Annotated in this window: 19 protein-coding genes; 13 read left to right on the forward strand and 6 right to left on the reverse strand. The window is 74.0% G+C overall.

Annotation, left to right across the window (positions count from 1 at the left end; genetic code table 11):
* Positions 1–6: 6 nt before the first annotated feature.
* Positions 7–783 (reverse strand): SDR family oxidoreductase, encoded by a 777-nt coding sequence (locus ACZ4A5_RS19375; RefSeq protein ID WP_467585100.1) that lies wholly within the window; start codon positions 781–783, stop codon positions 7–9.
* Between the two features lie 189 nt (positions 784–972).
* On the opposite strand from ACZ4A5_RS19375, the gene ACZ4A5_RS19380 reads away from it, so the two are divergent.
* The 4 genes from ACZ4A5_RS19380 to ACZ4A5_RS19395 all read left to right on the forward strand — a co-directional run bounded on the left by ACZ4A5_RS19380 (position 973) and on the right by ACZ4A5_RS19395 (position 6,230).
* Complete coding sequence (locus tag ACZ4A5_RS19380; protein WP_467585104.1) at positions 973–2,313, forward strand: erythromycin esterase family protein; 1,341 nt, start codon at positions 973–975, stop codon at positions 2,311–2,313.
* A gap of 100 nt (positions 2,314–2,413) precedes the next feature.
* Positions 2,414–3,700: a serine-threonine protein kinase gene (locus ACZ4A5_RS19385; protein ID WP_467585107.1), complete on the forward strand. Its 1,287-nt coding sequence runs from the start codon at positions 2,414–2,416 to the stop codon at positions 3,698–3,700.
* Positions 3,701–3,913: 213 nt separating this feature from the next.
* The gene (locus ACZ4A5_RS19390; RefSeq protein WP_467585110.1) at positions 3,914–4,525 is read left to right on the forward strand and encodes a hypothetical protein; all 612 of its coding nucleotides are present in this window, start codon (positions 3,914–3,916) and stop codon (positions 4,523–4,525) included.
* Positions 4,526–4,787: 262 nt separating this feature from the next.
* Complete coding sequence (locus tag ACZ4A5_RS19395; protein ID WP_467585112.1) at positions 4,788–6,230, forward strand: amidase; 1,443 nt, start codon at positions 4,788–4,790, stop codon at positions 6,228–6,230.
* A gap of 20 nt (positions 6,231–6,250) precedes the next feature.
* Here ACZ4A5_RS19395 and soxR read toward each other — a convergent pair whose 3' ends face one another.
* On the reverse strand, positions 6,251–6,736 hold the full coding sequence (gene soxR / locus ACZ4A5_RS19400) for a redox-sensitive transcriptional activator SoxR (protein ID WP_467585115.1): 486 nt from the start codon (positions 6,734–6,736) through the stop codon (positions 6,251–6,253).
* Positions 6,737–6,836: 100 nt separating this feature from the next.
* On the opposite strand from soxR, the gene ACZ4A5_RS19405 reads away from it, so the two are divergent.
* From ACZ4A5_RS19405 to ACZ4A5_RS19415, 3 genes are all read left to right on the forward strand, one after another.
* Positions 6,837–7,298 (forward strand): MaoC family dehydratase, encoded by a 462-nt coding sequence (locus ACZ4A5_RS19405; RefSeq protein WP_398872479.1) that lies wholly within the window; start codon positions 6,837–6,839, stop codon positions 7,296–7,298.
* Between the two features lie 104 nt (positions 7,299–7,402).
* A complete protein-coding gene (locus tag ACZ4A5_RS19410; RefSeq protein WP_467585118.1) occupies positions 7,403–8,821 on the forward strand; it encodes an aldehyde dehydrogenase family protein in 1,419 nt (472 codons plus the stop codon).
* 161 nt (positions 8,822–8,982) lie between these two features.
* Entirely contained in the window at positions 8,983–10,074 is a 1,092-nt protein-coding gene (locus ACZ4A5_RS19415) for a Zn-dependent alcohol dehydrogenase (protein WP_467585120.1), read from the forward strand.
* Between the two features lie 13 nt (positions 10,075–10,087).
* Here the strand turns inward: ACZ4A5_RS19415 and ACZ4A5_RS19420 are convergent, their stop codons facing one another.
* Positions 10,088–10,606 carry a DUF2165 domain-containing protein gene (locus ACZ4A5_RS19420; RefSeq protein ID WP_467585123.1) on the reverse strand — a complete coding sequence of 173 codons (519 nt, stop codon included), beginning with the start codon at positions 10,604–10,606 and terminating at the stop codon, positions 10,088–10,090.
* Between the two features lie 259 nt (positions 10,607–10,865).
* Here ACZ4A5_RS19420 and ACZ4A5_RS19425 point away from each other — a divergent pair, with 259 nt between their 5' ends.
* Entirely contained in the window at positions 10,866–11,480 is a 615-nt protein-coding gene (locus ACZ4A5_RS19425) for a TetR/AcrR family transcriptional regulator (protein ID WP_467585126.1), read from the forward strand.
* 93 nt (positions 11,481–11,573) lie between these two features.
* Here ACZ4A5_RS19425 and ACZ4A5_RS19430 read toward each other — a convergent pair whose 3' ends face one another.
* Positions 11,574–12,521, reverse strand: a complete 948-nt coding sequence (locus tag ACZ4A5_RS19430) for an XRE family transcriptional regulator (RefSeq protein WP_467585129.1) — start codon at positions 12,519–12,521, stop codon at positions 11,574–11,576.
* 125 nt (positions 12,522–12,646) lie between these two features.
* On the opposite strand from ACZ4A5_RS19430, the gene hmgA reads away from it, so the two are divergent.
* The 3 genes from hmgA (at position 12,647) to ACZ4A5_RS19445 (ending at position 16,172) form a co-directional block, all read left to right on the forward strand.
* A complete protein-coding gene (gene hmgA / locus ACZ4A5_RS19435) occupies positions 12,647–13,996 on the forward strand; it encodes a homogentisate 1,2-dioxygenase (protein WP_467585132.1) in 1,350 nt (449 codons plus the stop codon).
* A gap of 58 nt (positions 13,997–14,054) precedes the next feature.
* Entirely contained in the window at positions 14,055–14,804 is a 750-nt protein-coding gene (locus ACZ4A5_RS19440) for a GntR family transcriptional regulator (protein ID WP_467585136.1), read from the forward strand.
* 165 nt (positions 14,805–14,969) lie between these two features.
* The gene (locus ACZ4A5_RS19445) at positions 14,970–16,172 is read left to right on the forward strand and encodes a type ISP restriction/modification enzyme (protein WP_467585139.1); all 1,203 of its coding nucleotides are present in this window, start codon (positions 14,970–14,972) and stop codon (positions 16,170–16,172) included.
* 621 nt (positions 16,173–16,793) lie between these two features.
* Here the strand turns inward: ACZ4A5_RS19445 and ACZ4A5_RS19450 are convergent.
* Positions 16,794–17,057, reverse strand: a complete 264-nt coding sequence (locus tag ACZ4A5_RS19450) for a hypothetical protein (protein WP_361535206.1) — start codon at positions 17,055–17,057, stop codon at positions 16,794–16,796.
* A gap of 242 nt (positions 17,058–17,299) precedes the next feature.
* Here ACZ4A5_RS19450 and ACZ4A5_RS19455 point away from each other — a divergent pair, with 242 nt between their 5' ends.
* The gene (locus tag ACZ4A5_RS19455; protein WP_467585144.1) at positions 17,300–18,955 is read left to right on the forward strand and encodes a serine/threonine-protein kinase; all 1,656 of its coding nucleotides are present in this window, start codon (positions 17,300–17,302) and stop codon (positions 18,953–18,955) included.
* Here ACZ4A5_RS19455 and ACZ4A5_RS19460 read toward each other — a convergent pair.
* A complete protein-coding gene (locus tag ACZ4A5_RS19460) occupies positions 18,944–19,750 on the reverse strand; it encodes an SGNH/GDSL hydrolase family protein (protein WP_467585147.1) in 807 nt (268 codons plus the stop codon). The genes ACZ4A5_RS19455 and ACZ4A5_RS19460 overlap by 12 nt on opposite strands.
* A gap of 335 nt (positions 19,751–20,085) precedes the next feature.
* Here ACZ4A5_RS19460 and ACZ4A5_RS19465 point away from each other — a divergent pair, with 335 nt between their 5' ends.
* On the forward strand, positions 20,086–20,577 hold the full coding sequence (locus ACZ4A5_RS19465) for a hypothetical protein (protein ID WP_467585151.1): 492 nt from the start codon (positions 20,086–20,088) through the stop codon (positions 20,575–20,577).
* The last annotated feature ends 1 nt before the right edge of the window (position 20,578 follow it).

A 20,578-nucleotide genomic window follows, 5' to 3' on the forward strand; every position in this document is an offset into this window, starting at 1 on the left:
CCGCGCCTACATCCGGCCCTGGCCGGGCACCTCTTCGAGCCTGCGCTGGAGGTGGTTCATGCCGCGCAGCCAGCGGTCGGGGTCGGTGGCGCGGGCCGCGTAGTAGTCGGCGACCTCCGGGTGCGGGAGGATCAGGAAGCGGTTCGCGGCCATGCCCTCGAAGAGGGCGTCGGCGACCTGCGCGGGCTCGATCGCGGTGGGCAGGAGCACCAGCTCGCCCGCCGCGCCGGTGCCGCGCAGCATGTCCGTGCGCACGCCCTGCGGGCAGATGGCGTGGACGTCGATCCCGCAGTGGCGGTAGGTGAGCGAGAGCCACTCCGCGAAGGCGAGCGCGGCGTGCTTGGAGACGCTGTACGGGGCCGAGCCGATCATCGTGAGCAGCCCGGCGGCGGACACGGTGGAGACGAACCTGCCACTGCCCCGGTCCAGCCACTCGGGGAGCAGCTCACGGGCCGCCCGTACGTGTGCCATGACGTTGACGTCCCAGGCGGCCTCCCAGAGATCCTCCTCCGCCTCGGGCCCGCCGCCGGGGGCGACGCCCGCGTTGGCGCAGTAGATGTCGACCCGGCCGCCGAGCGCCTCGCGGGCGGCGGGGACCACTTTGGAGGCGTCGCCGGGGACGGCGGTGGCGCCGATCTCCGCGGCCACCGCCTCGGCCTTGGCGACGTCGAGGTCGTTGACCACGACGCGGGCGCCCTCGGCGGCGAACCTGCGGGCGAGCGCGGCTCCGATGCCGCCGCCCGCTCCGGTGACCACAACTCCCGCGTCCCGCACCGTACCCACGCTGACGTCTCCCTCGCTCGGCTGCACGGGCAGACTAACCAGTCGGTATGTGGGGACGGAAGGGGGCGTCCGGCGCCCCGGAGTAGGGCTGGCCCCCCGCCGGGGAAGGGGGCGGATCGGATGGTGGCGGGAGTGCCCCGGAAACGATCGTGTCAAGGAGAGTTCCGACCGACCTCCTGGAGCGTTCCCATGGATTCCGCACAGCTCACCCGCCGGTCAGCGCTGTCGCTCACGCTGCTGGCCGCCGTGGGCCCGCTGGTCGCGGCGAAGCCCGCCGGGGCGGCCACCGGCCCGGTGGCCGCGCTGACCCGGGCCGCCCACCCGCTGCGCACCACGGACCCCACGGGCGACCTGCGGGACCTGCGGCCGCTGGGCGCCATGGTGGGCGATGCCACGGTGGTCGGGATGGGCGAGGCCACGCACGGCTCGCACGAGTTCTTCACCAGCAAGCACCGCGTCTTCCGCTATCTCGTGGAGGAGAAGGGGTTCACCACCTTCGCCCTGGAGGCGAACTGGAGCGCCGGCGTGCGGCTCGACGACTACGTCGTCCACGGCAGGGGCGACGCGCGGCAGATCATGCGCGAGGAGTTCCAGAACTCCTACCGCATGTGGAACAACCGCGCATACCTGGACCTGATCGAGTGGATGCGCGCGTACAACACGGCCCACGCGAAGAAGCTCCGGTTCGTGGGCGACGACTCCGCCTACGCGGGGCCCGCGCTCTTCGACAAGGTCACCGATTACGTGCGCGCCCACCGCCCGGCCCTGCTGCCCCGCTTCACCGAGCTCTACCGCGCGCAGCGGCCCGCGCCCGGCACCAGCGTGGACAGCTATATGAACGGCTACCTCAAGCGCCCGCTGAGCGAGCGGCGCTCCATGGCCGACAGCGCGCGTGCGGCCCTCGGCCTGCTGTCGCGGCAGCGCCCGGCGGGTGGCGGCGAGGAGTTCACGTGGGCGGTGCAGCACGCGCGGGCCGTCGCGCAGGTGGCGGAGATGTACGCGTTCGACATGGACGACCCCAAGGGCGTCGCCGGCTGCATGCGCTTCCGGGACGCGACCATGGCGGCCAACACCGCCTGGTGGCAGGAGCACACCGGCCGGAAGATCCTGCTGTCCGCGCACAACGCGCACGTCGCGTACGTGAGCGACGACCCGGCGAACTACCCGCGGATGCAGGGGGCCTTCCTCAGGGACCGGCTGGGCGCCGGTTATGTGAACGTCCGTCTCACGTTCAACGAGGGCTCGTTCAACGCCATGCGCGACGGCGAACCCACCCGGGTGGTCACGCTCGGCCCGGCCGCGCCCGGCAGCAACGAGCACACGCTCGACCAGGTGCCGTACCGCGACTACGTACTGGACATGCGGACAGCCCCCGCCGCGGCCCGGAAGTGGCTGGCGGTGGCGCGGCCGACCCGCGACATCGGCACGGACTATCCGACTCCGGACTACTCGACCGCGCTGGGCGAGGGCTACGACATCCTGGTCCATCTCCACCGCGTCCGGGCGGCGGACCTCCTGCCGCCCCAGTAGTCCCGCGCCACGGACGTGTGTACCCGTGCCATGAGCCTGGACAGGCCCCTTTGACGGCGGGACGATGCCCGCGCATCTGGCCGCACAAGGGGGACCTGCCATGCCGGACATGAGTGTGGAGCCGTACTGGGAGCTGACGTTCGACAACGACGGGGACGTGGATCCGGCCGAACGCGACGGCCTCATAGCCGGGGTCGCGGGGCAGGGCGTCACGGATCTGGTGGTGTTCGCGCACGGCTGGAACAACGAACGGACGGGGGCGACCCGGCTCTACAGCGAGTTCTTCGCCCCCTTCCCCGGCCTGCTCTCCGGGGCCGCGGGCGGCAGGCGCCTCGGCTACGCGGGGGTGATCTGGCCGTCGATGGACTTCCCTGACGAGCCGATCCCCCACTTCCCGTCCTCGGCGGCGACCGCCGCCCCGCCCGGTGCCGGGCTCGATCCGGCCACCCGGCAGGCGCTCGTCCGCGTCCTGTCCTGCGAGGCGGCGGTGGTGGACCGGCTGTCGGGGCTGCTCGCCGAGCGGCCCGAGGACCCGGCGCGGCTGGAGGAGTTCGTCTCCACCGTCCGCGGCCTGGCCACCGCCCTGCCGCCGGGGGCCACCGACCTGGGGCCGGGCCCGCTGCCCGCCATGCTCACCGCCGACGCGCAGGCGGTGTGCGGGAGCTTCGCCGACGCGCTGGCGCACACGGGCGCCCTCTCGGCCGAGCTGCTCGGCGGCGGCCTGAAGCGGCTGTGGCACGGCGCCTACGAACTGCTGCGGCAGATCTCGTACTACACGATGAAGCGGCGGGCGGGCACGGTCGGCGGGCGCGGGCTCGGCCCCTTCCTCGGCCTGCTGGCCGGCTCCCGGCCGGAGGTGCGCGTGCATCTGGTGGGGCACAGCTTCGGCGCGCGCCTGGTGTCGTTCGCGCTGAGCGGGCTCCCGGACGGCCGCTCGCCGGTGGCCTCGCTGACGCTGCTTCAGGGCGCCTTCTCGCACTACACGTTCGCGACGAGCCTGCCGTTCGCGACGGACCGGGGAGGTGCGCTGAGCGGGCTGTACGACCGGGTGAACGGGCCGGTGGTGTGCTGCCTTTCCGGCCATGACACGGCGCTCGGGGTGCTCTATCCGCTGGCGTCCCGCCTCTCCGGGGACGACGACTCGGTGCTGGGCCTGGACGACTCGCGGTGGGGCGCACTGGGGCACGACGGTATGCAGTCCGTCGACGCCTGCGCCGGGCTCACCCTCGCGCAGGCGCTCTCCGGTGACCTGCCGGCATACGGCTGTGTGAACGTCGACGCGTCGGCGGTCGTCGCACACGGCGGCCCGCCCACGGGAGCCCACAGCGACATCTGTCACCCGGAGCTGGCGCGGGTGGTCCTGCTCGCCGGAGGCATCACGCGCTGAGCGCCGGGCGGCCGGCGACCGGCCCGGGGCGCCCGCTGAGCGGAGGTCGCGGATCCGCCACCTTCGCGCAATCTCCCACCCACCCCACATCTGTCCGCGTCTTCGGGGTAGCAGAGCGGAGTCGGCGGCGTGGCACGTCCGATGGATCCGAATCGCGACGCGTTACGTCCCTTCCATGTCGATCCGAGTCCGCGCTGTCGGAGGTGGGATGCAGTGGCAGGTTTCAGAGCACTCGCACGAGAGGTGCGCAATCCACGGAACACCATCGCCTTGCGACGGACCTCCCTGCGCAAATGCCTCGAACGCTTCGCCCCCTACGGGCACCGGGCGACCTGGCACCACCTGTGCGCCCTGGCGGGGCTCGACCCCGACGACCGCGCCCCCGATCCGGCCCGGCTGATCGCGGCGCTGACCGAACTGGAGGAGGCCCGCGCGGTCTGGCTGGCCTACGAGGCGTCCTTCGCCGACCGCCGCAAGCGCGAGAAGCACGACGGAATCCGCCAGCCCTGCGCGGTGGACGACTGGCACCGCAACACCTGGGGCGGCTGTGATGTGGTGCCCTGCGTGAGTCCCACGGTGTATCCGGCGCCGCGGCTCTCCGACGTCCTGCGCCGGGTGATCGCCGCGATGGAGGCCGGCCCCGGCGACGGCTGCCCCGTCTGCCGCAGCGATCAGCTCGAATGGCGCTCCGACCTGGAGCGCTATCCCATGGAAGGGCCCGTCTGCACGGACTGCGGCATCGTGGTGCCGGTGCCCGTGCTCACCACCGCCGCGCTGACGACCGCGCGGCGGCGGATGTTCCAGGAGCAGTACGCGGTCGTGTGACCGCGCGGTGCAGGGGTGGTGACCCGCCGGCCCCGCCCCTCCCCGGCCGCGTCCGTGTCGCGGCTCCGCCGCGTGGTCCTCGACCGCCGGACAGGCTGGAACCGGCGACCGTGGTTCGCCGATCCGCGGGCCACAGGCCACGGACCACGGTCCACGCCTCAAGCCCCATGGAGCGCGGAGCAAGGGGGTGGTGACCGCCGGCCGTCCGTGGTGCGAGGATGCGGCGCACACGGCTCTTCGGGCGACGAAAAGGCGGACGGCTATGGCGCAGCTGCACGATCTGACCGCGTTGGAGCAGGGTGCGGCGGTACGGGCCGGGCGGGTCTCGCCCGTCGAGCTGACCGAGCACTATCTGGAGCGCATCGAGCGGCTGGACGCCGCCGTGGGGGCGTTCATCACGGTCACTCCCGAGGTGGCCCGCAAGCAGGCGGCCGACGCCGAGAGCGAGGCGGCGGCGGCCCGTCGCGAGGGGCGGCCCCTGTCCCCGCTGCACGGGGTGCCGGTGCCGGTGAAGGACCTCAGCTTCGTCGCGGGCGTGCGGTGCACCCTGGGCTCGGCCGCGCTGGCGGACCACGTCCCGGCCGTGGACGACCACGTGGTGCGGCGGCTGCGCGCGGCGGGCACGATCCTGCTGGGCAAGACCAACACCCCGGAGTTCGGCCTGCCCGCGCACACGGAGAACGACATCGCGCCGCCCGCCCGTACGCCGTGGGACCTCACCCGGTCCGCGGGCGGCTCCAGCGGCGGGGCGGGCGCCGCGGTGGCGGCCGGACTCGCGCCGCTGGCGCACGCCAGTGACGGCGGGGGTTCCGTGCGCATCCCGGCCTCCGTGTGCGGGCTCTTCGGCATCAAACCCAGCCGCGGCAGAGTGAGTTCGGGCCCCGTGCTGCACGACATCACCGGGCTCTCGACCTCCGGCTCGCTGGCCCGTACGGTCGCCGACGCGGCGGCGCTCCTCGACGTGCTCGCGGGCACGGAGCCGGGCGACCCCTACAGCGCGCCCCCGCTGCCGCCCGGCAAGACCTTCGCCGAGCATGCGCGGCGCGCCCCGCGGCAGCTGCGGGTGGTGCGGCTGACGGGCACTCCGGTGCCGGGCGTCACCGCGCACCCCGACTGCCTCGCGGCGGCGGACGAGGCGGCCGCCCTGCTGGGCGGGCTCGGCCACGACGTCGAGGAGCTGTCCCTGCCGGACGACCCGACGCTCGCCGAGGCGTTCACGCGCGTGTGGGAGGTGCTGGCCGCCGTCCAGCCCGTGCCGCCGGGCCGCGAGGAGCTGCTGACGCCGCTCACCCGGCTGCTGCGCGAGCGCGGCAAGGCCGTCAGCGGGCCGGATTTCTCGCGGGCGCTGTACGCGATGCGCAAGCTCACCCAGCTGGTGGCCGACGGCCTCCAGGCGCCGGGCACCGGCTACGACGTGATCCTCACCCCGACGCTCGCGCAGCCGCCGCTGCCGGTGGGGGCGCTGCGCAACGACGGCGACCCGGCGGCGGAGTTCGCGGCGCTGATCCCGTTCCTGCCCTTCCCCCCGCTCTTCAACGCGACCGGGCAGCCCGCGGTGAGCGTGCCGCTGCACTGGAACGCGGCGGGCCTGCCGATCGGCATCCAGCTCGCGGGCCGGTACGGGGACGAGGCGACGCTGATCTCGCTGGCGGCGCAGCTGGAGTCGGCGAAGCCGTGGGCCGGGCGGCGGCCGTCGATGTGGTGAGCGCCGCCCGGGCGGTGTCCTCAGTCGCCGGACCGGCCGGCCGCGGACCGGCGGCGCTCCACGAGCAGGCGGGAACCGCTGCCGAGCCGTCCCACCGCGTCGTCCGGGTTGGAGAGCACGCAGCTCTCCAGTGAGAGGCAGCCGCAGCCGATGCAGTCGTCCAGGTGGTCGCGCAGCCGGCCCAGCTGTTCGATGCGCTGGTCGAGCTCGCCGCGCCACAGCTCGGACAGCCGCGCCCAGTCCTCGCGGGTGGGCGTGCGCTCGTCGGGCAGCTCCGCGAGCGCCTCGCGGATGGTGGCGAGCGGGATGCCGACGCGCTGCGCGGCCCGGATGAAGGCGACGCGCCGCAGGGCGTCACGGTCGTAGCGGCGCTGGTTGCCCGACGTCCGGCGGCTGCTGATCAGACCCTTGGTCTCGTAGAAGTGCAGCGCGGACACGGCCGCGCCGCTGCGCGCGGACAGCTGTCCGACGGTGAGTTCGTGGACCTCGAAAGGAATCTGCGGCACGGGTCCGACCTTACGTCAGCCGGGGCGTTGACATCGCGACCCGCACCGAACATCCTGAGCAAGCGCTTAGACACTGTGGTCGTGCTCGGGAGGCAGCGGCATGGCGGAACCCCGGATCTTCTCCTCGTCCGACGAGCTGCGGGCGGCGGTCGGCGAGGAACTCGGCCCGAGCGACTGGCTGGAGGTGGACCAGAAGCGGATCGACCTCTTCGCCGCGGCGACCGGGGACCACCAGTGGATCCATGTGGACCCGGAGCGCGCGGCGGCGGGCCCCTTCGGCACGACGATCGCGCACGGCTATCTCACGCTCTCCCTGCTGCCGTCCCTGGTGCCGCTCCTGATGCGGGTCTCCCCCATGCGGATGGGCATCAACTACGGGCTGAACAAGGTCCGCTTCCCCGCCCCCGTGCCCGTCGGCTCGCGGCTGCGCGCACGGGCGGTGATCACCGAGGTGACCGAGGTCGAGGGCGGCGTCCAGCTGACGACGGCGGTCACCGTCGAGCGCGAGGGCGGCGGGAAGCCGGTGTGCGTGGCGGAGTCGGTGAGCCGCTTCACCTGGTGAGAGGGGCTCTGGTGCCCGCGTTCCGGCGGGCGTTAGGTTGAGGCCACGGGGAATTCGATGATTCGTACGGAACATCGAGCACCGACACCGCGAGGAGATGAACCGTGATCGCGCACGACGGTATGTACATCGATGGCAGCTGGCGGCCCGCCGTCGGGACCGGCGCCATCGAGGTCGTCAACCCCGCCGACGAGCAGGTCATCGGCCAGGTGCCCGCCGGCAGTGCCGAGGACGTCGACGCCGCCGTGGCCGCCGCCCGCGCCGCGCTGCCCGGCTGGGCCGCCACCGCGCCCGCCCGGCGGGGCGAGTTCATCGCGGCGCTGCGCGACCAGCTGGCCGCCCGGCAGGACGAGATCGCGGCGACGGTGACCGCCGAGCTCGGCTCGCCGATCGGCTTCGCCACGCGGGTGCACGCCGGACTGCCGGTCGCCGTCGCCGGTTCGTACGCGGAGCTCGCCGCCACCTACGCCTTCGAGGAGCGGGTCGGCAACTCCACGGTGCTCCAGGAGCCGGTCGGCGTCGTCGGCGCGATCACGCCCTGGAACTACCCGCTGCACCAGATCGTCAACAAGGTGGCCCCCGCGCTGGCGGCGGGCTGCACGATCGTCCTCAAGCCCGCCGAGGACACGCCGCTCACGGCCCAGCTGTTCGCCGAGTGCGTGGCCGCGGCGGAGATCCCGGCGGGCGTCTTCAATCTGGTGACCGGCCTCGGCCCGGTCGCGGGCCAGGCGCTGGCCGAGCACCCCGGCGTCGACCTGGTCTCCTTCACCGGCTCGACCGCCGTCGGCAAGCGGATCGGCGCGATCGCGGGCGCGGGCGTCAAGCGCCTCGCCCTCGAACTGGGCGGCAAGTCGGCGAACGTCGTCCTGCCCGGCGCCGACCTGGAGAAGGCCGTCGCCGCCAACGTCGCCGACGTCTGCCGCAACACCGGGCAGTCCTGCAACGCCCTGACCCGGCTGCTCGTCCACAGCGATCAGTACGAGGAGGCCGTCTCGCTGGCGGCCGCCGCCGTCGCCGCGTACGTCCCGGGCGACCCGACCGACCCCGAGGTCCGCGTCGGCCCGGTCGTCAACGCCAAGCAGCACGCCCGCGTGCGCGGCTACATCGACCAGGGCGTCCAGGAGGGCGCCCGGCTCGTCGTCGGCGGCTCCGACGCGCCGGAGGGCCGGGAGAAGGGCTACTTCGTCCGCCCGACCGTCTTCGCGGACGTCACCCCGGAGATGACGATCGCGCAGGAGGAGATCTTCGGCCCGGTGATCTCGCTCCTCAAGTACGAGGACGAGGAGGAGGCCCTGCGGATCGCCAACGGCACGGTCTACGGCCTCGCGGCCGCAGTCTGGGCCGCGGACGAGGCGACGGCCGCGGCCTTCGCGCGGCGCCTGGACGCCGGGCAGGTCGAGATCAACGGCGGCCGCTTCAACATCCTCGCGCCGTTCGGCGGTTACAAGCAGTCGGGCGTCGGCCGGGAGCTGGGCGCGCACGGCCTGACGGAATACCTGCAGACGAAGTCCCTGCAGTTCTGACGCCACAGACCGACGGGAGAGGCGCGGGCGGGAGCAAGTGACCCCGCACCGCGCGCTGTTGATCCGTGTGCGACGCACCGTTCGGTCATGCGCCGTGCGCGACGCACCGTTCGTCTTTCGCCGTTCACCGTTCGCCGTTCGCCGTTCCCCGAGAGGAAGCCATGGTCCGCGCCGCCGTCCTGACGAGCACCGGCACTCCCCTGCGCATCGCCGGGATCGACCTCCCGGACCCCGGGCCGGGGCAGGTGCGGATCAGGCTCGCCGCCGCCGGGGTCTGCCACTCCGACCTGTCGCTCTCCAACGGCACGCTCCGCCAGCCCGTCCCCGCCGTCCTCGGGCACGAGGGCGCCGGCACGGTCACGGCGGTGGGCGAGGGCGTCACGCATGTGGCCCCCGGCGACGCGGTGGTGCTCAACTGGGCGCCCTCCTGCGGGACCTGCCACTTCTGCGGGCTCGGCGAGCCCTGGCTGTGCGCGGACGCGGGCACGGCGGCGGCCGTTCCGTACGCCACGCTCAGCGAGGACGGCACCGGGCTCTATCCGGGCCTGGGCACCGCCGTCTTCGCGGAGGAGACCGTCGTCCGGGCGAGCGCCGCCCTCCCCCTGCCCGACGGCGTGCCCCTGACGGAGGCGGCGCTGCTGGGCTGCGCGGTCCTCACCGGCTACGGCGCGGTGCACCACAGCGCGCGGGTCCGCGCCGGGGAGTCCGTGACCGTCCACGGCATCGGCGGAGTGGGCCTGGCCGCGCTCCAGGCGGCGCGGATCGCCGGGGCGGGGACGATCGTGGCCGTCGACGTCTCGCCGGAGAAGGAGGAGCTGGCCCGCGCCGCGGGTGCCACCGAGTTCCTCGTCGCCGGTGAGGGCACCGCCAAGCGGATCCGCGAACTCACCGGCGGCCACGGGGCCGACGTGGCCGTCGAGTGCGCGGGCCGCGCCGAGGCCATCCGCACGGCGTGGTCGGCCACGCGCAGGGGCGGGCGCACCACGGTCGTGGGCATCGGCGGGCGGGACCAGCGGGTGACGTTCACGGCGCTGGAGCTCTTCCACTTCGGCCGCACGCTGTCGGGCTGCGTCTACGGCAACAGCGACCCGGCGAAGGACCTGCCGGTGATCGCCGAGCATGTGCGGGCCGGGCGGTTCGACCTGTCCGCGATGGTCACCGGCCGGATCGGGCTGGAGGGCATCCCGGAGGCGTTCGAAGCGATGCTCGCGGGGCGGGGCGGCCGCTCCCTGGTGGTGTTCCCGCAGGGGTGAACGGCCGCCTGCCTCACGTCTCGTCGCGCATCGGCAGGTGGATCACCACCAGCACCAGGGCGGCCACCACGAAATTGCGCTCGGCGGCCTGGAGTCCGTTCCACTTGGCGGACTGCCACATCGCGAACCACTCGCCGCCGATCGCGATGAAACCCATCCCGAAGAGCAGCAGGAGCATCACGAGCCCGACGGTGGTGATCCGCCGGGCCGCTCCGCGCGCCGCCGCTCCGCGCAGCCAGAGCACGGTGCCCGTGATCAGCACGAGGGCCGCGACGGTCTCCCAGATGATGATCGCGACGTAGGCGATGTCCTGCACGGTGTGGTCGGTGATGGCCCGCCACATCAGGTCGTCGTCGTTGAAGGTCGTGTCCATCGCCAGGACGTGCCGGACGAACTGCTGGTTGGTGCCGAAGTCGGTGATGTTGCCGAAGGCGACGAGCGCCGTATAGAGCGCCACCGTCGCGGTCAGCGCGACCGCGGCGACGGGGAGGGTGCCGAAGCGCCCCGCCCGGCCTTGCCATTTGTTCGCCATGTGAGTGTCTCCCGCCCTGGCCATGCCCCTGCCGGATGCATGCCCGTCCGGTCGGCGGTATACGCGGAGGCGCGAAGGCGTCGCGGCCCCCGGACGAGGGCCGTGGAGGACGGGCCGCGCGGCCACTCCTGGAGCCCCGGCCGCGGGGGAGGCCCACGCCACCCGGGCCACGGCCTAAGCGCTTGCTCAGCCTCGGGGGTATGGTGTTCCTTCCGCCGCCGGGCAGTCCGCGGCGGAAGCCGAGGAGCGGGGGCCCGGGATGGACGCGAAGCACACGCGGGGCGAGGAGTGGGCCGAGGTCACACCCGACGCCGCGCGCCGGCTGGTGACCGCCGCCGTCGCCGCCTTCGCCGAGCGCGGCTACCACGCCACCACCACCCGCGACATCGCCGGCCGCGCGGGCATGAGCCCGGCCGCGCTCTACATCCACTACCGGACGAAGGAAGAGCTGCTCTACCGCATCAGCAGCGTCGGGCACCGGCTCGCCCTCGACGTCCTCCGCCGGGAGCAGGAGGGCGACGGCACCCCCGCGGAGCGCCTAGCCGGTGCCGTACGGGCCTTCGTCCGCTGGCACGCGGAGCACCACACCACCGCGCGCGTGGTGCAGTACGAGCTGGGGGCGCTCGGCGAGGAGCACCACGCCGAGATCGTGGGGCTGCGCCGGGACACCGACGCGACGGTCCGCGCGATCATCGAGGACGGCGTCGCGGCGGGCGACTTCGACGTCCCCGACGTGCGCGGCACCACGCTCGCCGTACTCTCCCTGTGCATCGACGTGGCCCGCTGGTTCAACGCGGAGGGCAAGCGCACTCCGGACGAGGTGGGCGAGCTCTACGCCGATCTGGTCCTGCGCATGGTGGGCCACACGGCCTGACCGGCCGGCGCCGTAAGCGGCTCATGTCCGCTCCTGCGCATGCCCCCCGGCCGACGCCGTGAAGTGCTCAAGTCCGGCCCCGCGCACGGTGGGTCATGCCGGCCGACCGGCCGGCGCCCCGAGGTGTTCCAGCACCTCGCGAAGGCCGGCCGGGGCGCTGGAGGGCAGCCCCCGCCCGCGCCGGGTGAGGCCGTCGAGGAGGCCGCGGGTGCGGGCCGAGGCGATCCCGGCGGCGGCCACCGGGACGAGCCCCTTCGCCACCTCCTCCGCCTCGCGCCACGCGTGGAGGCCGAGCAGGCAGTCGAGCAGCCGCGCGGCGAAGATGTGCCGGTAGCCCGCCCCGGCGCCCGCCTCCTGGAGCGCCGCCCGGCGCAGGTGGGGCACGGCCGCCCGCAGGTCGCCGGCCTCCTGGAGCACGAACCCCTGGTGCCCGTCGATCTCGTCCGCGGTCATCCACCAGGCCCAGAACGGGTCGCCGCCCCGCTCGCCCTCGGCCAGGAGCGAGCGGGCGCGGCCGAAGGAGCGGGCGGCCTCGGCGGCGCGGCCTGTGCCCGCGAGGCCCCGGGCCTCCCGCACGCGGAAGACCGCTTCGAGGCGCGGCGACAGGCGCCCCCGGTCGAGCACCGACCGTGCCACCGCCAGCTCGCCCCGGGGCCGGCCGGACCAGCCGGACGCGAGGGCCGTGTTCTGGAGGGTGAGCAGCTCGGTCGCCCGGTCGCCGGAGCGCCTGGCCAGGCACAGGGCCGTCCGGTTGAACCCGGCCGCCTCGCCCGGCCGTTCGGCGTCGAAGAGGGCCCAGCCCGCCACTTCCGCCAGCTCGGCCGCGGCAGCCAGGACGTCGCGCTCGTACGGCCGCTCGGGCCCGCGCTCCCGCAGCAGCCGGCGCACGGCGGTGAAGGCGCGTACGGCCGCGTCGGCGGCCGGTGGTCCGCCGGGCTCGTTGTCCAGCGCGACCAGGCGCTGCGAGAGTCCGCGGACGGCCTGGGCGAACTCCTCGCCTCTCGGCTCGTTCCACCGTATGAACTCCGGCCACTGGCGCATCGGTCCCCCCTTGGTCTCAGGTGTCCGATCCTCGCAGCCGCCACGCCCTGACGCTGATCCATTGACGCGCCCGGCCCGGAATCCTACGGTCTCCCATAGGAATCCATCGGCGCGGGGAGCACGCGATGAGCGATACGGGCGACGAGCAGGCCCGGAAGTCCGCCGAAGCACTGGCCTACTCGGCCGGTTTCGGCAACGAGCACAGCAGTGAGGCCGTCCCCGGGGCGCTGCCGCACGGGCGGAACGCGCCCCAGCGGGCCCCGCTCGGGCTCTACGCGGAGCAGCTGAGCGGCACCGCCTTCACCGAGCCCCGGCACAGCAACCGGCGCTCGTGGCTCTACCGCATCAGGCCCTCCGCCGCGCACCCGCCGTTCACCCGGATGGGCAACGGCGACATCAGCAGCGCCCCCTTCACCGACTCCGTGCCCGACCCCAACCGGCTGCGCTGGAGCCCGCTGCCCGAGCCCCCCGAGGGCACCGACTTCGTCGCCGGGCTGTGGACGCTGGGCGGCAACGGCGACGTCACCCAGCGCACCGGCATGGCCGTCCACCTCTACGCCGCCAACGCCTCCATGACCGACCGGGTGTTCAGCGACGCCGACGGCGAGCTGCTGATCGTCCCCGAGCGCGGGGCGCTCCTGCTGCGGACGGAGTTCGGCCTGCTGCGCGCCGAGCCCGGCCACGTGGCGCTGATCCCGCGCGGGGTGCGCTTCCGGGTGGAGCTCCTGGACACCGCGTCCGACGGCGGGCGGCGTCCGGCGGCGCGTGGTTACGTCTGCGAGAACTACGGGCAGCCGTTCACCCTGCCCGAACTCGGGCCGATCGGCGCCAACGGGCTGGCGAACGCCCGGGACTTCCTCGCGCCGGTCGCCGCGTACGAGGACGTCGAGCGCCCGGTGGAGGTGATCAACAAGTTCTGCGGGAACCTCTGGTCGGCGACCTACGACCACTCGCCGCTGGACGTCGTGGCCTGGCACGGGAACCTCGTCCCGTACGTCTACGACCTGCGGCGCTTCAATGTGATCGGGTCGATCAGCTACGACCACCCCGACCCGTCGATCTTCACCGTGCTCACCTCGCCCTCGGACACCCCGGGGCTGGCGGGGGTGGACTTCGTGGTCTTCGCGCCGCGCTGGCTGGTGGGCGAGGACACCTTCCGGCCGCCGTACTTCCACCGGAACGTGATGAGCGAGTACATGGGCCTGATCGAGGGCGCGTACGACGCGAAGGCGGAGGGCTTCCTGCCCGGCGGCGGGTCGCTGCACAACATGATGTCGGCGCACGGCCCGGACCGGGAGACCTTCGACAAGGCGAGCGCGGCGGAGCTGCGGCCGCAGAAGGTGGACAACGGGCTGGCCTTCATGTTCGAGACGCGCTGGCCGGTCACGACGACGGAGCGGGCCAGGACGGCGGACCACCTTCAGGCGGGCTACGACGACGTATGGCAGGGTCTGGAGCGCCACTACCGCCGGTGACGGCGACCCGCCCTTACCGTCGAACGCCTTCCTCTCAGCCGTAGAGCCGGAGCCCCACGTGACCACCTTCGCCCCCGACTCCGTCACGCTCAACCGGAAGCTGCCGCTCTGGTATCAGGTGTCGCAGTCGCTGCGCGCCTCGATACTCGGGCGGAGCGCCGGTGACCCGCTGCGGCTGCCCACCGAGGACGCGCTCGCCGCGCACTACGGCGTCAGCGTGCTCACCATGCGGCAGGCGCTGAAGGAGCTGGAGACGGAGGGGCTGATCAGCCGGCACCGGCGGCGCGGCACCTTCATCGAGCCGAGCGCGCGGCGGAGTTCGCCGGTGCGGCTGCTCGGCTCGGTGGACGCCATCGTGGCGCAGCAGTCCGGCGAGCGGACGGAGGTGCTCGGCCACGGCCCGGAGAAGATCCCGGCCGAGCTGGCCGAGCACTTCCCCGGGCTCGACGAGGCGATGGCCTACCGGCGGCTGCGCTGCGACGAGCGGACCGGCGAGCCGACGAACTGGGCGGAGAACCTCGTCCGCCCCGAACTCGCCGCGCGCATCGGGCTCGCCGATCTGGAGCGGTGGCCGATGACCAAGGTGCTGCGGGACGCGGTGGGCGTGCGCATCAGCCGCATCACCGACACGGTCGAGGCGAGGCTCGCGGATCCGGAGACGGCTCGGCTGCTCCAGGTGCCGTTGCTGAGCCCGATCCTCTTCTACACGGGGGTGACCTATGACGAGGCGGGGCGGGTGGTGGATGTGGCGCGCATCCACTATCGCGGGGACCGCTTCTCGTTCTCGGTGACGGTGGATGCGCGATAGCCGACGCCCCGGCAACACGCTTCGCCGCGTTGCGGGGTCTGGGGCGCAGCCCCCCACGCGGCGGAGCCGCACATCAGACGCAGCCGGGAAGGGGCGGGGCTGGGGAAAAAGCCTGCCGCAGGCGCCCACCGGCCCGCATCCCGAAAAGCACACCACCCCGCTACGATGCCCCGCGTGACCGCCGACGTGCCCCTCATCGCCGACCTCATGCCCTGGGCCGTCACCCCCTGGCGCCTCGGCCGCCCCTGGGTCACCGCCCCCGACGCCGCGTCCCTGAAAGCCCGTTGGGCCGCGCTCGCCGCCGCACCCGACGAGAAGACCCGCGACGAACTCTTCCGCCCCACCCGCCACCGCACACCGCTCAGCGCAGTGGCCCAGCTCCCCGGGCAGGCCACGTCGACCGGGCGGCTCGCGCACGGGATGGGGGCGTGCCCCGAACCGGTGCGGATCGCTCACGGGCCGTACGACGAGCAGTGGTTGCTGCCCGACCACCGGCTCGTCGACGCGGCGCGGCCGGAGCTGTGGCGGGTGGCCGACGACCGTCAGATCCATCTGCTGGAAGCGGCGCCGGGGACGGACGGCCCGGCCTTCTCCGCGCTCCTGCCCGACGGGCACTCCCCCGACGGCAGGCCCGGCAGGATCCGGCCGCTCTACCGGCGCCCCGGCGGGCTGGAGCCCAATCTCGCGCCCGGCCTCCTCGACCACCTGGCGGGCACGCTCGGACGGGCCGTGTCCGCCGAGGACTTCCTCGCCTGGACCGCGGTGGCCGCCCGCCCGACGCGTGCCGGGACGGCCGTCCCGCTGACCGCGTCACCCCGGCTGTGGGAGGAGGGAGTCGCGCTGGGCCGACATGTGGTGTGGGTGCACACCCGGGGCGCGCGGTGCGCCCCCGCGCCGGGTGAACGACCCCGCCTGCCGGGCGGCCGCAGGCCCTACGTCCGCGCCGCCGTCGCGTCCGGTCCGCCCGGGAGCCTGGACTACGACCCGGCGGAGGAGACGCTGCTGCTGGGCACGGGCCGGATCGCGCCGGTGCCGGAGGGGGCCTGGGAGTTCCGCGCGGGCGGGGCTCGGGTGCTGGAGAGCTGGTTCGCGGAGCGCACGGCCACGGGCGAGCCCGGGACGCTGGAGGCCCTGCGGCCCGCCGGCTGGCTGCCGGAGTGGACGTCCGAGCTGCTGGAGCTGATCACGGTCCTGGCGCTGCTGGCGGAGACGGCGGACCGGCGGCCGCTGCCCGTACCGGACGGCGGCCCGGACGCCGGGGAGCTGCGCCGCGCGGGCGTGCTCCCGCCGCCACCCACCGCCCGGCGGCCCGCGACGGTGCTGGGCCACCAGGAGGAGGGACCGGAGGGCCAGTTCGCGCTGCTGTGAGCCGCGGCGGCCTGGACGGGGTATTCCCGCGCCTCACCGCACCCACCGCCGCCGAGAAGGCGGCCGCACGACCACGTTCGCCCTGCCCGACAGCTGATCGACGCCCGGCCGCGACCGGGGCGGACCGGCCGCCACGTCGGCGCCTTCTCCCCGCTGCCGCTCTTCGGGCCGGCCACGGCCTGGGTGGGGCACTGCGCCGGGCTGGTGGTGGGCGGCGAGGAGGCGGCGGGACAACTGGGCGCCCGCACGTCCCTGCTTCTCGAACGGCTATGTGCCGACCGCGGGCATGCCGAGCCGGCTGCGGACGGTGGCCGAGTGGAACCCCGTCAGCGCGCCGGTCACCGCGGCCCGGGGCCTCTTCGGCAACGGCGGGCCGCCCCCGGCGTCTCCTGGCCGGTGGCCCGCCCCGTCGCGGCGTCGCTCGGCTGGGCGGCGGTCCTGCCTGCGGTCTTCGCACCGCCGGCGGTCCGGCGTCACGGGCGCGACGCGGCCTGAGGGCACCGTCGGCCCCGGGCATGCTGCAGCGCCGATCGGCCCGCCCTGGGGAGAGGGCGTACGGCCGACGGCGCTGAGCCGGGTCGGTGTGGTGGGCGGCTTACGCGATCCGGGCCGGGGTCCGGGTCAGCCGTGGTTGCCGAAGAGCGATCGGCGCAGTCGTCTGAGCGGTGCCAGGAGCGAGACCTTGGCGGTCCTGCTCTGCTTGGCCGCCACGCGGTCGCGCGCGGTCAGCTCCCGCATCAGCAGGGTCGCGTTCTCGACCTCCCGCTGCGGCAGGGCGGGTCCGCCCAGCACCGCGAGATGGCGGTCGAGGCGCGCACTGGTCGCACCGCTGTTGCAGTTGATGGCAGGCACTCGTGCCCTGCCGCGCATCGCTATCTGATCCATCGAAACTCCCCACCCGTACGAGGCACCCCGGCCCAGGCAGAGTAACCCTACCGCCCCATTCCGTCACCCGCGCATCGGCAGGCCGTATTCACCACTCCGTCAAGGGCGTTGACGAACCTGGCGTGAACCTGCCGTTACTGGGCGCGAGTTGGTGCGGGCCGGAATGCGCGGAACGGGGGGCAATCACGCTCCGTTGCGGTACATTCACCCCGAATTGCTCTCTTGCGGGAGGGGGCCCGTCGATGAGCGGGAATTCCGGAGCCGGGTACGGCGGCCAGGGCGAGCGGTGGGTGGCGGGCCGGTATCGGCTGCTGGACCGGCTGGGCCAGGGTGGTATGGGCGTGGTCTGGCGGGCGCGGGACGAGGTGCTCGACCGCGAGGTGGCCGTGAAGGAGGTGCGGGCACCGGCCGGGCTGCTCGACCACGAGGTGCGGCAGCTCTACGCCCGGATGGAGCGCGAGGGCCGGGCCGCGGCCCGCATATCCCACCCCGGTGTCGTCACCGTCTACGACGTGGTGACCGAGGACGGCCGCCCCTGGATCGTCATGGAGCTGATCCGTGGCCTCTCCTTCGCCGATGTCCTGGATGCGGAGGGTTCCGTCACGCCCGCGCGCGCGGCGCACATCGGCGCGGAGACGGTCGCCGCGCTCCGGGCCGCGCATCAGGTGGGGGTGCTGCACCGCGATGTGAAGCCGGGCAACGTCCTGCTGGCGAACGACGGCCGGGTGGTCCTCACCGACTTCGGCATCGCGACGGTCGCGGGCAGCTCCGCGCTGACGCGGACCGGCGAGCTGGTGGGCTCGCCCGAATACCTGGCCCCCGAGCGGGCGCTCGGGCGGCCGCCCGGCCCCGCCTCGGACCTCTGGTCGCTGGGCGTGACGCTCTACGCCGCGGTGGAGGGCTTCTCGCCGTTCCGCCAGGACACCCCGCTGAGCACGATCAGGGCGGTGGTGGACGAGGAACTCCCGCCGCCGCGCGGCGCGGGCGCGCTCACGCCCGTACTGGAAGGGCTGCTGCGCAAGGAGCCGGAGCGGCGGCTCGGGGCGGAGGAGGCGGAGCGGATGCTGCGCGCCGTCGCGGGCGGGCAGCCCGGCGCGGACCCGTCCCACGCGCCGACGGTCCCCGCGCGTCCCGCCGCCCCGCCGCCCTACGACACCGGCCCCCGCACCCCTCCCCCGGGCTTCGGCACCACGCCCGGCGCCCCGGAGCCGGCGCCCGGTCCCGAGGACAGGCAGCACCGGCGGACCCTCCTGGTGCTCGTCACCGCGGCGCTGGTGGCCGCGCTGCTGGTGGGCGGCCTGGTGTGGGCGCTCACCAGCGGCGGCGGCGACTCCGGCGGCAAGGCGTCCGGGAGCGGCGCCCCCTCGGCCGACAGCCGGAACGCGGGCGTGCCGCCGGCCACCGGCTCCGGGAGCTCCGCCGCCTCGCCCGGCGACTCCGCCGACTACGGGGTGCGCGTCACGGTCGCGGCGCAGCGCGACCAGTACACCGGCACCTGCCCGCCGTCGGCGGGGGCCGCGCCGTCGTTCCGGGCGTCCGTCGCCGTGGGCCGCGCCCCGGTGGACGTCGTCTACCGCTGGGTGACGGGCAGCGGCAAGGTCACGGACGGCGGCTGGCGGACACTCCGCTTCACCACCGCCCGCACACAGACCTTCAGCCATGTGGAGTCGGACCGCGGCCCTTCGGACGCGGGTGACGACTGGATCGCCGTCGAGGTCAAGAGCCCGCAGCGGCTGACCTCCTCTCATGTGTCGTTCACGGTGCGGTGCGACAAGCCGTCGCCGAGCAGTCCGCCGGTGTCGTCCGGTCCCGCGAGCTCGCCGGGCCGGTCGCCTTCCGCGGGCGGCTCGACCCCGGGCGGCGGCGGGTACGGCGGTACGTACGGCTCAGGCGGCTGAGGCGAAGACGGGCAGGTAGCCCTCGGCCTGGCCGGGGGCGGTCGGGTGGTAGGACTCGTCGACGGGGAAGGACACGCTGTTGAGCCAGGGACTGCCGGAGCAGATCTCGTGGCCGCTGAAGGTGGTGTTGACGTCGGCGTAGGCGAAGCCGTGGCCGGCGGCGCGCTTGGCGATGACGGTGTCGAGGGCGTCGGCCGCGTCGTCGACCGCGGATCTCACCTTCTCGCTGAGCCCGCCGAAGCAGCTCCCGTCGAGTTTGTAGAAGCGCGGGTAGCCGATGACGACGACGCGGGCCGAGGGCGCCTTGGCGCTGATGGCGGAGTAGACGCCGTCCAGCCGGCCGGGCAGCGTGTTCTGGATGTAGGCGCGGGCCTGGGCGATGCGGTCCAGGCAGGCGCTCTCCATGCTGAGCACGCAGGTGGTCATGGTGTCCGCGAAGCCCGCGTCGTTGCCGCCGATGGTGATGCTGACGAGCCCGGTGGAGGCGTTGAGCGGGCCGAGCTGCCCGCTGAGAACATCACCCGTTCGGGCGCCGGAGCACGCGGTGAACGCGAAGCTCGCGGGGGCGTGCGCGGCGGCCCAGAGCTCGGGGTACGCCTTGGCGCTGCGCTTGCAGGAGCCGCTCGCCGCGTCGTAGTCACCGGCCCCGACACCGGCCGAGTAGGAGTCGCCGAGGGCCACATAGCCGGGAGTTGCGGCCTCCCCGGCGGCCTGGACGGGCCCGGCGCCGAGCAGGGCGAGGGTGGCGGTGAGCGCCAGCGCGGATACGGAACCCACGACTCTGGACAGTTTCATGGAACCTCCTTTACCAGGGGCGCTGCTCACTCCGTGGTAGCAGTCACCCGCATGCGATGGAAGTGTCCATGTCAAAACCATGGGATAGGTGAATGCTTGACGATCGTCTCGTGGAGATCTTCTGACGGATCGACAGATTCCGGTGAGGGCCGTCCTGACGGAAAGACTCCGGTTCGCTCCCCTATGGCGTAACCGGAGTCTGTATGCACGGCCTTCACATCTTGACGCGCCTCCGCCGATTGCGCGACATTGAAACTTGGCATCCGGCGCTTCGGGGGGCAAAGTCGCCAATGCAGAGCTTCACTGATCCCACCGGTCTCACCGATCCAACTGGCGTGAGCGAGCTGACCGATCTGTCCGAGCTTTCCGAGCTTTCCGAATCCGACGAGTCCTCCGGGCCCCGCGCGCCCGGCGGGGCCGCCGCCGCGGCCCGGGAGTACACCACCGCGGGCGGGATGCCGTCGGCCGGGGACTCCCTCCCCATGATCGCGGGGGCCGCGACGGCCATCGGGGGCGTGGGCGCCGCACTCGCGCTCGCCGACATCGGCTCGCCGCTGCGCGCGCCCTTCACCCTGTTCTTCCTGATAGTGGCGCCGGCGTGTGCCGTCGGGACCGCCCTGCGCGGCCTCGACCCGCTCAGCCGGGCCGTGGTGGCGGCCGGCGGCGCCGTCGCCGTCGACCTGCTGATCGCGCAGGTCATGCTCGCGCTGCACGCCTGGACAGTGCGGGGTGGCGTCGCCGCGGTCGCGGCCGTCAGCCTCCTGCTGTTCCTGCTGGCACACGCGCGGCACCGGCGGGGCCGCGCGGCGAAAAGTCGGGCTTCCTGAC

This window comes from Streptomyces sp. NPDC025618, from assembly GCF_055558795.1.

Excerpts from the sequence above, each read along its gene's own strand:
- ACZ4A5_RS19425 (WP_467585126.1), top strand. The coding sequence starts at position 10,866 with ATGGACGCGAAGCACACGCGGGGCGAGGAGTGGGCCGAGGTCACACCC.
- ACZ4A5_RS19395 (WP_467585112.1), top strand. The coding sequence starts at position 4,788 with ATGGCGCAGCTGCACGATCTGACCGCGTTGGAGCAGGGTGCGGCGGTA.
- ACZ4A5_RS19460 (WP_467585147.1), bottom strand. The coding sequence starts at position 19,750 with ATGAAACTGTCCAGAGTCGTGGGTTCCGTATCCGCGCTGGCGCTCACC.
- ACZ4A5_RS19415 (WP_467585120.1), top strand. The coding sequence starts at position 8,983 with ATGGTCCGCGCCGCCGTCCTGACGAGCACCGGCACTCCCCTGCGCATC.
- ACZ4A5_RS19405 (WP_398872479.1), top strand. The coding sequence starts at position 6,837 with ATGGCGGAACCCCGGATCTTCTCCTCGTCCGACGAGCTGCGGGCGGCG.
- ACZ4A5_RS19445 (WP_467585139.1), top strand. The coding sequence starts at position 14,970 with ATGCCCCGCGTGACCGCCGACGTGCCCCTCATCGCCGACCTCATGCCC.
- ACZ4A5_RS19455 (WP_467585144.1), top strand. The coding sequence starts at position 17,300 with ATGAGCGGGAATTCCGGAGCCGGGTACGGCGGCCAGGGCGAGCGGTGG.
- ACZ4A5_RS19430 (WP_467585129.1), bottom strand. The coding sequence starts at position 12,521 with ATGCGCCAGTGGCCGGAGTTCATACGGTGGAACGAGCCGAGAGGCGAG.
- ACZ4A5_RS19380 (WP_467585104.1), top strand. The coding sequence starts at position 973 with ATGGATTCCGCACAGCTCACCCGCCGGTCAGCGCTGTCGCTCACGCTG.
- ACZ4A5_RS19385 (WP_467585107.1), top strand. The coding sequence starts at position 2,414 with ATGCCGGACATGAGTGTGGAGCCGTACTGGGAGCTGACGTTCGACAAC.
- ACZ4A5_RS19450 (WP_361535206.1), bottom strand. The coding sequence starts at position 17,057 with ATGGATCAGATAGCGATGCGCGGCAGGGCACGAGTGCCTGCCATCAAC.
- ACZ4A5_RS19420 (WP_467585123.1), bottom strand. The coding sequence starts at position 10,606 with ATGGCGAACAAATGGCAAGGCCGGGCGGGGCGCTTCGGCACCCTCCCC.
- hmgA (WP_467585132.1), top strand. The coding sequence starts at position 12,647 with ATGAGCGATACGGGCGACGAGCAGGCCCGGAAGTCCGCCGAAGCACTG.